Origin of the sequence: Rahnella aquatilis CIP 78.65 = ATCC 33071, assembly GCF_000241955.1 — a bacterium.
In the GTDB taxonomy this organism is placed as follows: Bacteria; Pseudomonadota; Gammaproteobacteria; order Enterobacterales; family Enterobacteriaceae; genus Rahnella; species Rahnella aquatilis.
In genome coordinates, this window is the sequence record NC_016818.1 from 3,445,608 (window position 1) to 3,457,654 (window position 12,047).

Genomic DNA, 12,047 nt, shown 5'->3' on the forward strand with positions numbered 1-12,047 from the left:
GCGCATAATTTTCACTAACTACGAGTAATCCAAACCAAACGCCATGAGCGATGACCATTCACAAAATAGTGACAGCCCCAGTCCCAAGAAGGGCTTCTTTTCCCTTATCCTTAGCCAGCTGTTTCACGGTGAACCCAAAAACCGTGGCGATCTGGTTGAGCTGATCCGTGATTCAGAACAAAACGATCTGATCGACCCCGATACCCGTGACATGCTGGAAGGCGTGATGGATATCGCCGAGCAGCGCGTCCGGGATATCATGATCCCGCGTTCACAAATGATCACGCTAAAACGTAATCAACCGCTGGAAGAGTGCCTCGATGTCATTATCGAATCTGCACACTCACGCTTCCCGGTGATCAGCGAAGATAAGGATCACATTGAAGGCATCCTGATGGCCAAAGACCTGCTGCCGTTTATGCGCACAGAGTCCGAGCCATTCAGCATCGATAAAGTGCTGCGAACCGCGGTCGTTGTTCCTGAAAGCAAACGCGTTGACCGCATGCTGAAAGAATTCCGCTCCCAGCGTTACCATATGGCGATTGTCGTGGATGAATTCGGCGGCGTTTCCGGTCTGGTAACCATCGAAGATATTCTCGAACTGATCGTCGGCGAAATCGATGATGAGTACGACGAAGCAGAAGATCTGGATATCCGCCAGCTCAGCCGCCATACCTATACCGTCCGTGCACTGGCGCCGATTGAAGATTTTAATGAAGTGTTCCAGACCCATTACAGTGACGATGAAGTCGATACGATTGGTGGTCTGGTGATGCAGTCATTCGGCCATTTACCGGCGCGTGGTGAAAGCATTGAAATTGACGGTTACCTGTTCAAGGTTGCGATGGCCGACAGCCGTCGTATCATTCAGGTTCATGTAAAAATACCGGACGACGCGCCGCAACCGATACTGGAAGAATAATCACTCCATGGCAATTGCCTCTTTATATCAACGCCAGCGGGTCCGTGCCCTGCTGGCGCTCTTTTTCGGTGCCTGTGGCACGGTGTCATTTTCCCCTTATGACTTCTGGCCTGCGGCGATTATTTCGCTCTGCGGACTGCTGGCATTAACGCTCGATCGCCGCCCTGCCCAGGCGGCTTTATTGGGTTTCTTCTGGGGAATGGGTCTTTTTGGCAGTGGCGTAAACTGGGTTTATGTCAGCATCGCCACATTTGGCGGCATGCCGGAAGCCATTAACCTTTTCCTGGTTGTTTTACTGGCGGCCTATTTATCACTCTACACGATGCTGTTTGCGGGCTTGTTCAGCAAACTGTGGCCAAAAACCACCTGGTGGAAACTGGCTATCGCCGCACCCGCGCTATGGCAGATTACTGAATTCCTGCGCGGCTGGGTGCTGACCGGTTTCCCGTGGCTGCAGTTCGGCTACAGCCAGATCGACGGCCCGCTGAAAGGTCTCGCACCGATCACCGGTGTCGACGGCATCACTCTTTTACTGACGTCTCTGAGCGGGCTGATTGTGTATGCCATTTATCAGCGCCGTGTAACGCCTGGAATTATTGCTGCCGCCATGCTGCTGCTGCCGTGGCCGCTGCGTTACATTCACTGGTACCAGGAACAAACCGACAAAACGGTCGATGTGGCACTGGTTCAGGGCAATATTCCACAATCCATGAAATGGGATCCGAAAGCGCTGGAAAGCGCGTTACAGACCTATCTGGATCTCAGCCGTCCGTACGTGGGCAAATCCAGTATGATCATCTGGCCGGAATCGGCCATTTCGGACATTGAATCCGATCAGCAGGGTTTCCTGAGCATGGTGGATAATCTCTATCGCGCGCACGGCACCCAGCTCATCACCGGTATTATTGATGCCCGTCGCAATGCAGAAGGCATGAAGGTGTATAACAGCGCCATCGTGCTCGGCGGTGAACAGCCATATCACTACCCTGACGAAAACCGCTTCAATAAGCATCATCTGGTGCCTTTTGGTGAATTTGTGCCGCTTGAAGCCATTCTTCGCCCGCTGGCACCGTTCTTCGATTTACCGATGTCCGGGCTGACCAGTGGTGATTACGTGCAGAAACCGTTGTTTGTCAGTGGTCTGAATCTGACCACGGCGATTTGTTACGAAGTCGTCTTCGGCGAACAGGTTCGCGACAACCTCCAGCCGGACACTAATTTCCTGCTGACGATTTCAAACGACGCCTGGTTTGGTCATTCCATTGGCCCGTGGCAACATTTCCAGATGGCGCGTATGCGTTCGCTGGAACTGGGCCGTCCGTTGCTGCGCAGTACCAATAACGGTATTACTGCGGTGGTAAATGCTCAGGGCGATGTAACCCATGAAATTCCGCAGTTTACACGCCAGGTGCTGAACGTGAAGGTCACGCCGACAACCGGCATGACGCCTTATGCCCGTGCTGGCTGGTGGCCGGTGTGGTTTGCTACAGCGATCATGGCGGCGGTTGCGCTATGGCTGGGTCGTCGTAAATCCTGAGCATAAGCGTTTCGTTTCTAAAACAGGCACCTCCGGGTGCCTGTTCTTTTTTGTAGCACTCCTTTCTAAAATTCCTGACGCTCCCCTTTTACCTGCTGCCGATTGTTTCAACGGCGGCATTAAGCGCTGCCGATTTGCCCGCTTATGAAGTTAAATCAGGCCATCTGGCACGACTCTTGCTACATCTGATTGAAAGATATCTGATTAGTTACTTTTTATGACGGAATGCATCATTTTGGTACAAACAGGCGACTTCTCATGCACTTTCTGAGTGCATAGCCGTTTGATTGCTTTGATTTGGTGCGCGTCTCGTCTCAAAAAAGAAACAATGTGGTTTCATAATATTCACATTCAGCTATTTTCTAGCTTCATATGACGAGGCATTAGTACTTTCTGATCCCTGAGTTTGGATCCCTAATGACAGCAAGGAGTTGGACATGCAATTGCGCAAATTGGCGTTATCAGTACTGTTGGCAAGCGTTACCGTAAGCAGCTTTGCTCACGCAGAAGAACTGACCGGCACCCTGAAAAAAATTAAAGACAATGGCGTTATCGTGGTGGGTCACCGTGAATCCTCAGTGCCGTTCTCTTACTACAACAACGAACAAAAAGTGGTGGGTTATTCACAGGACTATTCTGACGCTATCGTTGACGCGGTGAAGAAAAAACTGAACCTGCCAAATCTGCAAGTCAAAATGATGCCAATCACTTCGCAGAACCGTATCCCGTTGCTGCAAAACGGCACTTACGATTTCGAGTGTGGTTCAACAACTAACAACCTGGAACGTCAGCAACAAGCGGCCTTCTCTGACACCATCTTTGTGATCGGTACGCGTCTGCTGGTGAAAAAAGGTTCAGAGATTAAAGATTTCACTGACCTTAAAGGCAAAACTGTTGTTGTCACTTCCGGTACGACTTCTGAAGTTCTGCTGAACAAACTCAACGAAGAGAAGAAACTGGATCTGCGCATCATCAGTGCGAAAGACCACGGTGACTCCTTCCGTACGCTGGAAACTGGCCGGGCAGTGGCCTTCATGATGGATGACGCGCTGCTGGCAGGTGAACGTGCGAAAGCCAAGAAACCAGACAACTGGGACATCGTCGGTACACCGCAATCCAAAGAAGCTTATGGCTGCATGATGCGTAAAGACGATGCTGAGTTTAAAAAACTGGTTGATGACACCATCGTGCAGGCACAAACCTCCGGTGAAGCGGGCAAGTGGTTTGAAACCTGGTTCAAAAAACCTATTCCTCCGAAAAACCTGAACATGAACTTTGAGCTGTCCGATGACATGAAAGCTCTGTTCAAAGCGCCAAACGATAAGGCGCTGTAAGTCATACCAGATGGACGGGTATAACCAAGAGAAGAGTGAAAAGTGACTAAAATACAAGGTTGGACCACCAACCTGTGATGATACAGATGCGGGGTGGTCGTTCCCCACCCCGCATTTTTCCCATTCACTTTAGGCGAATTGCGTCATCACTCAGATGGGTAAGCCTTTACCCGCTTTACGGAGTTTTTATGTCAATAGATTGGAACTGGGGCATTTTTCTGCAACAAGCCCCCTTCGGTAACACCACTTATCTGGGCTGGATTTGGAATGGATTTCAGGTCACTGTCGCACTGTCAATTTGCGCATGGATAATCGCCTTCTTCATCGGCTCTCTGTTCGGTATTTTGCGTACCGTTCCCAACCGTATCCTTTCAGGCATGGGTACCTGTTACGTCGAATTATTCCGTAACGTGCCATTAATCGTGCAATTCTTTATCTGGTATCTGGTGGTCCCTGAACTGCTGCCTGAAAATATCGGCATGTGGTTTAAATCCGAACTGGCGCCTGACGTGCAGTTCTTCACCTCATCAGTCATTTGCCTTGGGTTGTTCACCGCCGCCCGCGTATGCGAACAGGTACGTGCAGCCATCCAGTCGCTGCCAAGCGGGCAACGCAATGCCGGGCTGGCGATGGGCCTCACGCTGCCGCAAACTTACCGCTATGTACTGTTACCCAATGCTTACCGCGTGATCGTGCCGCCAATGACCTCGGAAATGGTCAACCTGGTGAAAAACTCCGCCATTGCCTCGACCATTGGTCTGGTTGATATGGCCGCACAGGCCGGTAAGCTGCTGGATTACTCCGCGCATGCGTATGAATCATTCACTGCAATCACCGTTGCTTATGTCCTTATCAATGCCGTCATCATGCTGCTGATGCATTTCGTAGAACGTAAAGTCCGCCTGCCGGGCAACATGGGAGGGAAATAAGCATGCATGAATTCGACTGGAGTTCTATTGGTCCCGGCCTGCCCTATCTGTGGCAAGGCATGGTCATCACGCTGAAGATCACGTCTCTGGCGATTGTCGTGGGTATTTTGTGGGGAACCCTGCTGGCAGTAATGCGCCTGTCAACGTTCAAACCTATCAGCTGGTTTGCCTCCGCGTACGTCAATCTGTTCCGTGCCGTTCCGCTGGTGATGGTACTGCTGTGGTTTTACCTGATTGTGCCAGGATTTTTGCAAAAGGTACTCGGCGTGTCGCCTAAAACCGATATTCGGCTGATCTCTTCTATGGTCGCTTTTGCCCTCTTTGAAGCAGCCTATTATTCGGAAATTATTCGCGCAGGGATCATTAGCATCGCGCGCGGTCAGTCCTCCGCCGCGCTGGCGCTGGGCATGACACAGTGGCAATCCATGAAGCTGGTTATCCTGCCGCAGGCTTTTCGCGCCATGGTGCCATTGCTGCTGACGCAGGCTATCGTTTTGTTCCAGGATACTTCCCTGGTGTATGTTCTGGGCCTCGCAGACTTCTTCCGCAGTGCATCTAACATCGGTGACCGTGACGGTACGCTGGTCGAGATGGTGCTGTTTGCAGGAATTATTTACTTTGTTATCAGCCTTTGTGCTTCCTTGCTGGTGCGTTATTTGAAGAAAAGGACCGTTTCATGATTTCACTGAAGAATGTTTCTAAATGGTACGGGCACTTTCAGGTGCTTACCGATTGCAGCACCGAAGTTAAAAAAGGTGAAGTTGTGGTGGTTTGCGGGCCTTCAGGCTCAGGAAAATCGACGCTGATCAAAACCGTGAACGGACTCGAACCGGTTCAGAAAGGCGAGATCCTGGTCAACGGCACGCCGGTCAATGATAAAAAGACCAATCTGGCGCAACTGCGTGCCAAAGTGGGGATGGTTTTCCAGCATTTCGAACTGTTCCCGCACCTTTCCATCATCGATAACCTGACGCTGGCGCAAGTCAAAGTTTTAAAGCGTGATAAAGCGGCAGCGAAAGATAAGGGCCTGAAATTACTGGATCGTGTCGGTTTATCCGCGCATGCCAATAAATTCCCCGGCCAGCTTTCCGGTGGTCAGCAACAACGAGTGGCGATTGCCCGTGCGTTGTGTATGGATCCGATCGCGATGCTGTTTGACGAACCGACGTCCGCCCTTGATCCGGAAATGATCAACGAAGTGCTCGACGTCATGGTTGAACTGGCAAACGAAGGCATGACAATGATGGTGGTGACGCACGAAATGGGCTTCGCGCGTAAAGTGGCCAACCGCGTGATTTTCATGGATGAAGGCAAGATTGTGGAAGATCGCAACAAAGACGATTTCTTCAATAACCCTGAATCCGATCGCGCCCGGGATTTCCTGGCGAAGATCCTGCACTGACCGGCACTGAGTAAAAGCAAGAACACCTGCCCCGCATCTGAGGGGCAGGTGTTTGACGTTTAAGGTTCAAACGGCCGACGCGTAAACTCAGTGTTGCCGCATTTCGGGCATTTACTGAGAATTTCCGGCGTATACACCGCTAAGTGGAAATGACAATTTTCACACACCAGATTGCCCAACCCGACGACTTCTCCGCTGTGATAAATCCCGTGATGGCTGACATCTTTAAAAACTTCTTTCCATTCCAGTTGGGTTTTATCGGTCATATCTGCCAGCTCTTTCCACAAGCTTTCTTTAATGACCCGCATAAACACACTGTCCGTGCCGTCATCTTCTTCTGCCACGGCTTGCTGGTTTTCTTCATAGCTGCGGGCAAATTCATGTAAATCGCGGCGTACCGCCGAGGTCAGCTGTTCAATCTGGATTTCCGTCAGCTTGCCTTCCTCCTGCAGCCTGACGCGGGCATCCTGCACCAGCGCGCTGATATCACGTTCACCCTGTTTTAACCGCTCGGTCAGTGAGGCCACCAGCTGACGGTAAGATTGCGTAATATTGCTCATATTTCCTCTCCTTGAACTGTCATAACCATTTTCACGGCGGGAGCGCACTGCCTTTATTTTAGTCGTAAATCCCTGATCCGTTGCGCAGATTATCTCGCGCTGACTCGCAGATTATGAATATTGCACCAGAAGCGGACAGAAATCCCCTTTAGCCTTCGCTGGGTGTTGTTGCTCCAACCGCTTATCAGCTATGCTATGCGGATCTTTTGATTAAAACTTTTTGAGCTACAGGCGTAGCTGTTTTCACTCACAGGACCACCGGCCGCCATGCAAGAGCAATACCGTCCAGAAGACATCGAGTCACACGTTCAGCTTCACTGGCAAGAGAAGCAAACTTTCAAAGTTACCGAACAGCCTGGCAAGGAGAAATATTACTGCCTCTCCATGTTGCCTTATCCATCAGGCCGTCTCCACATGGGACACGTGCGCAACTACACCATCGGTGACGTGATTTCCCGTTATCAGCGCATGCTCGGTAAAAACGTTCTGCAGCCGATTGGCTGGGATGCGTTTGGCCTGCCAGCAGAAGGGGCGGCGGTAAAAAACAACACCGCACCGGCTCCGTGGACTTACGAAAATATCGAATACATGAAGAACCAGCTTAAATTGCTGGGCTTCGGCTATGACTGGGATCGTGAAGTCGCGACCTGTAAGCCTGATTATTACCGCTGGGAACAATGGTTCTTCACCAAGCTGTACGAAAAAGGCCTGGTTTATAAGAAGACCTCCGCAGTGAACTGGTGTCCGCATGACCTGACCGTTCTGGCGAACGAGCAGGTTATCGACGGTTGCTGCTGGCGTTGTGATACCAAAGTAGAACGTAAAGAAATTCCTCAGTGGTTCATCAAAATCACGGCTTACGCCGATCAGTTGCTCAATGATCTGGACACGCTGGAAAGCTGGCCAGAGCAGGTGAAAACCATGCAGCGCAACTGGATTGGCCGCTCGGAAGGGGTGGAAATCACTTTTGATGTGGCTGACAGCGATGAAAAAGTCACGGTTTACACCACCCGTCCTGATACGTTTATGGGCGCGACCTACGTCGCCGTGGCTGCCGGTCATCCGCTGGCGCAACTGGGTGCACAGAATAATCCTGCGCTGAACGATTTTATCGACGAATGCCGTAACACCAAAGTTGCCGAAGCAGAAATGGCGACGATGGAAAAGAAAGGCATGGCAACCGGTCTGTTTGCCATTCACCCGCTGTCCGGTGAAAAGCTGCCAGTCTGGGTCGCTAACTTCGTTCTGATGGAATACGGCACCGGTGCGGTGATGGCCGTTCCAGCTCACGATCAGCGTGACTGGGAATTCGCCACCAAATATAACCTGCAGATTAAACCGGTTATTCTCAACGTTGATGGCAGCCAGCCTGATGTCACCGCAGAAGCGATGACTGAGAAAGGCACGCTGTACAATTCAGGCGAATTTGATGGTCTGAATCACGAAGACGGTTTCAATGCCATTGCCGACAAGCTGGTTGCCCAGGGCGTAGGCCAGCGAAAAGTCAACTACCGTTTACGCGACTGGGGGGTTTCCCGTCAGCGCTACTGGGGTGCGCCAATCCCGATGATCACGCTGGAAGACGGCACCGTTATTCCAACGCCAGAAGATCAACTGCCGGTTGTGTTGCCGGAAGATGTCGTCATGGACGGTATCACCAGCCCGATTAAAGCGGATCCTGAGTGGGCGAAAACGACCGTGAACGGTATGCCGGGCCTGCGTGAAACCGACACCTTTGACACCTTTATGGAGTCTTCCTGGTATTACGCACGTTATACCTGCCCGCAATACGACGAAGGGATGCTGGATCCGGCAGCCGCCAACTACTGGCTGCCTGTGGATCAGTATGTCGGCGGGATTGAACACGCCATCATGCACCTGATGTATTTCCGCTTCTTCCACAAACTGATGCGTGATGCCGGTTTGGTGGATTCTGACGAACCGGCTAAACGTCTGCTGTGTCAGGGTATGGTGCTGGCTGATGCCTTCTACTACACCGGTAACAACGGCGAACGTATCTGGGTTTCGCCAGCGGATGCCATCGTTGAACGTGATGAAAAAGGTCGCATCACCAAAGCCACTGACCCGCAAGGCCACGAGCTGGTTTACGCGGGCATGAGCAAGATGTCTAAGTCTAAAAACAACGGCATCGACCCGCAGGTGATGGTGGATAAATACGGCGCAGATACCGTGCGTCTGTTTATGATGTTTGCATCTCCGGCAGAAATGACGCTGGAATGGCAGGAATCCGGTGTTGAAGGGGCAAACCGCTTCCTGAAACGTGTCTGGAAACTGGCCTTCGAACATACAGAAAAAGGCCAGGTTGCCGCTCTGGATGTGGCTTCCCTGAATGAAGCACAGAAAGATCTGCGCCGTGACTTGCATAAAACCATCGCCAAAGTGACCGATGATATCGGCCGTCGTCAGACCTTCAACACCGCTATCGCGGCCATAATGGAACTGATGAACAAGCTGGGCCGTGCACCGCAGGATACCGAACAGGATCGTGCACTGTTGCAGGAAGCCTTGCTGGCGGTTGTTCGTATGCTTTACCCGTTCACCCCGCACGTCTGCTTCACCCTCTGGCAGTCGCTGAAGGGAGAAGGCGACGTGGATACCGCACCATGGCCACAAGCTGATGAGCAGGCAATGGTTGAAGATTCCAAGCTGGTCGTTGTGCAGGTGAACGGTAAAGTGCGTGCTAAAATCACCGTAGCCGCTGATGCTACCGAGCAACAAGTGCGCGATCGTGCGGCAGAAGAACATTTGGTCGCAAAATATCTGGATGGGGTTACGGTTCGCAAAGTAATCTACGTCCCGGGCAAACTGCTTAACCTGGTTGTAGGTTGAGTCAAGGAGGATCTGTGCGACATCCCATAATGACACTGCTGCTCACTGCAGCAGTGCTGATTACAGCAGGTTGTGGATTCCATTTACGTGGGAAAACCAATGTTCCTGATGAACTGAAAACAATCGTTTTGGACAGTGGGGATCCGTATGGTCCGTTGACGCGTAACATCAGGACTCAGCTGCGTCTGAGCAACGTGACTATTGTTGATGATCCGACCAAAGAACAGCGTAAGGATATCCCGTCGCTGCGCATTGGTGCTGAGTCAGTGGGTCAGACTACCGCATCGATCTTCCAGGACGGTAAAACCGCGGAATATCAGATGGAAATGAACATTAATGCGACGGTTCTGATGCCAGGTAAGGATTTGTATCCTATCCATGTGAAAGTGTTCCGCTCCTTCTTTGATAACCCGTTAACGGCGCTGGCAAAAGATAACGAGCAGGACATTATTGTCGAGGAAATGCGTCAGCAGGCTGCGCAGCAACTGATCCGTAAGTTGCTGACCGTTCATGCTTCAGAATTGCAGAAAGCAGACGATGTCGGCGGGCGCCAGGTAGAAATCATCTCTACCGGTTCGTCAGCCACGACGTCGTCTGATGCCTCTGCGGCACCGGCCACATCTTCCGCACAATGATCCGAGTTTATCCGGAACAACTTGCCGCGCAGCTCCGTGAGGGGCTGCGCGCTTGTTATGTATTATGTGGAAACGACCCTTTGCTTTTGCAGGAAAGCCAGGACAGCATACGTCTCGCGGCCCAGCAGGCTGACTTCCAGGAGCACTACACGTATATACTTGACGCCCATACTGAATGGGAGTCTATTTTCAGTATCTGTCAGGCACTGAGCCTGTTTGCCAGCCGCCAGACCCTGATGCTTATTCTGCCCGAAAATGGCCCGACGGCGCCGATGGCAGAACAATTACTCAAACTGACCACCCTGCTCCACGACGATATTCTTCTGCTGTTGCGCGGCACAAAACTGACCAAAGCGCAGGAAAACAGCGCCTGGTTTAAAGCGTTGAGTGACAAAGGTGTCTTCGTCAGTTGTCAGACGCCTGAGCAGGCACAACTTCCCCGCTGGGTGACCCGTCGCGCCAAAGAACTTTCGCTTGAACTCGATGAGCCAGCTAATCAGCTTTTGTGCTACTGCTATGAAGGAAATTTGCTGGCACTGGCACAGTCGCTGGAGCGTCTTTCCCTGCTCTATCCTGATGGTAAACTTACGCTACCGCGCGTCGAAGAGGCCGTTAACGATGCGGCACATTTCACGCCTTATCACTGGCTGGATGCGTTGCTGGCCGGGAAAAGTAAGCGCGCCTGGCACATTTTGCGTCAGTTGCAACAGGAAGACAGCGAACCGGTTATTTTACTGCGAACCGTGCAGCGTGAACTGCTGATGCTGCTCCATCTGAAACGTAAAATGGACACGACGCCGATCAGAACCCTGTTTGATCAGCAAAAAGTCTGGCAAAACCGCCGGGCACTGGTAACTCAGGCACTGCAACGCCTGACGCTTGCCCAGTTGTCTCAGGCCGTTCGTCTGCTGACCCAAATGGAAATCACGCTGAAACAGGATTATGGTCAGTCAGTCTGGGCCGAGCTTGAAAGCCTGTCTATGCTACTCTGTGGGAAATCCTTACCTACTGGTTTTACGGAGTTGGGTTCGTATTGAAGCAGGACACAAGTATGCCGCGCCGCACTGCACATTCTTTGACAACTTCTGAAAAGCTGCTGGCTTTTTTCGGTGGTACCTTTGACCCGATCCATTATGGTCATCTGAAACCCGTTGCGGCGCTGGCAGCGCAGGCCGGGTTTGATCAGGTGATCCTGCTGCCTAACAACGTTCCTCCACACCGGCCCCAGCCCGAGGCAACACCGCAGCAACGCCTGCATATGGCGAAGCTGGCAGTGGCGGATAACGCGCTGTTTTCAGTCGACCCGCGAGAACTGGCTGTTGAAACGCCCTCCTACACGATTGAGACACTTGCAACGTTACGTAAAGAACATGGCGACAAATGCCCGCTGGCGTTTATCATTGGCCAGGATTCATTACTGACGCTGCACAAGTGGCACCGCTGGGGATCTTTGCTGGATTTCTGTCATATCGTGGTGATGGCGCGCCCGGGTTATCAGGAACAACTTGATACGCCGGAACTGCAGAAATGGTATGACGCCCATCGGGTGAATGATGCCGACGCACTTAAGCAAAAACCGGCCGGATTCATTTATCAGGCTAATACCCCATTGCTGGATATTTCAGCGACTGAAATCCGCGAGCGCCGCCATGCGGGTCTTGATTGCTCAGATTTACTGCCTTCCGCCGTTGAGCGCTATATAGAATCACAGGGCTTGTACCGCGAGTAGCTAACGCGTGCTATACTGCGCCGCTTAATTTCGGCTCTCGACAACGCTGCGTAACCAACCAATACAATATATTGATTGTTAAACGTTTTAAGCTGTTTTCCAGACAACCGCTATGTTTATCCTTCATGAGATTGTTCATTGCTTCGGTG

General features: G+C 51.7%; 11 protein-coding genes. 10 read left to right on the top strand and 1 reads right to left on the bottom strand.

Annotation, left to right across the window (positions count from 1 at the left end):
* The first annotated feature begins 43 nt into the window (after positions 1 to 43).
* The 6 genes from corC to RAHAQ2_RS15630 all read left to right on the top strand — a co-directional run bounded on the left by corC (position 44) and on the right by RAHAQ2_RS15630 (position 6,124).
* The gene (gene corC, locus RAHAQ2_RS15605) at positions 44 to 922 is read left to right on the top strand and encodes a CNNM family magnesium/cobalt transport protein CorC (protein WP_015698153.1); all 879 of its coding nucleotides are present in this window, start codon (positions 44 to 46) and stop codon (positions 920 to 922) included.
* Positions 923 to 929: 7 nt separating this feature from the next.
* On the top strand, positions 930 to 2,459 hold the full coding sequence (gene lnt / locus RAHAQ2_RS15610; protein WP_015698154.1) for an apolipoprotein N-acyltransferase: 1,530 nt from the start codon (positions 930 to 932) through the stop codon (positions 2,457 to 2,459).
* 437 nt (positions 2,460 to 2,896) lie between these two features.
* Positions 2,897 to 3,793: an amino acid ABC transporter substrate-binding protein gene (locus RAHAQ2_RS15615; protein ID WP_015698155.1), complete on the top strand. Its 897-nt coding sequence runs from the start codon at positions 2,897 to 2,899 to the stop codon at positions 3,791 to 3,793.
* Positions 3,794 to 3,981: 188 nt separating this feature from the next.
* A complete protein-coding gene (locus tag RAHAQ2_RS15620; RefSeq protein WP_015698156.1) occupies positions 3,982 to 4,722 on the top strand; it encodes an amino acid ABC transporter permease in 741 nt (246 codons plus the stop codon).
* A 2-nt stretch (positions 4,723 to 4,724) separates the two neighbouring features.
* Positions 4,725 to 5,402 carry a glutamate/aspartate ABC transporter permease GltK gene (gene gltK, locus RAHAQ2_RS15625; RefSeq protein ID WP_015698157.1) on the top strand — a complete coding sequence of 226 codons (678 nt, stop codon included), beginning with the start codon at positions 4,725 to 4,727 and terminating at the stop codon, positions 5,400 to 5,402.
* Positions 5,399 to 6,124 carry an amino acid ABC transporter ATP-binding protein gene (locus RAHAQ2_RS15630; protein WP_013576488.1) on the top strand — a complete coding sequence of 242 codons (726 nt, stop codon included), beginning with the start codon at positions 5,399 to 5,401 and terminating at the stop codon, positions 6,122 to 6,124. The genes gltK and RAHAQ2_RS15630 overlap by 4 nt, the downstream gene beginning before the upstream one ends.
* A 59-nt stretch (positions 6,125 to 6,183) precedes the next feature.
* Here the strand turns inward: RAHAQ2_RS15630 and RAHAQ2_RS15635 are convergent, their stop codons facing one another.
* A complete protein-coding gene (locus tag RAHAQ2_RS15635; protein ID WP_015698158.1) occupies positions 6,184 to 6,684 on the bottom strand; it encodes a zinc ribbon-containing protein in 501 nt (166 codons plus the stop codon).
* A 267-nt stretch (positions 6,685 to 6,951) separates the two neighbouring features.
* Here RAHAQ2_RS15635 and leuS point away from each other — a divergent pair, with 267 nt between their 5' ends.
* The 4 genes from leuS to nadD are packed head-to-tail and all read left to right on the top strand — an operon-like array spanning position 6,952 to position 11,898.
* Positions 6,952 to 9,534 carry a leucine--tRNA ligase gene (gene leuS / locus RAHAQ2_RS15640; RefSeq protein ID WP_015698159.1) on the top strand — a complete coding sequence of 861 codons (2,583 nt, stop codon included), beginning with the start codon at positions 6,952 to 6,954 and terminating at the stop codon, positions 9,532 to 9,534.
* Positions 9,535 to 9,548: 14 nt separating this feature from the next.
* Positions 9,549 to 10,169 carry an LPS assembly lipoprotein LptE gene (lptE, locus tag RAHAQ2_RS15645; protein ID WP_015698160.1) on the top strand — a complete coding sequence of 207 codons (621 nt, stop codon included), beginning with the start codon at positions 9,549 to 9,551 and terminating at the stop codon, positions 10,167 to 10,169.
* Positions 10,166 to 11,206: a DNA polymerase III subunit delta gene (gene holA, locus RAHAQ2_RS15650; protein ID WP_015698161.1), complete on the top strand. Its 1,041-nt coding sequence runs from the start codon at positions 10,166 to 10,168 to the stop codon at positions 11,204 to 11,206. Before lptE ends, holA begins: the two co-directional genes overlap by 4 nt.
* Positions 11,207 to 11,220: 14 nt before the next feature.
* Positions 11,221 to 11,898, top strand: a complete 678-nt coding sequence (gene nadD, locus RAHAQ2_RS15655; protein WP_015698162.1) for a nicotinate-nucleotide adenylyltransferase — start codon at positions 11,221 to 11,223, stop codon at positions 11,896 to 11,898.
* Positions 11,899 to 12,047 lie beyond the last annotated feature (149 nt).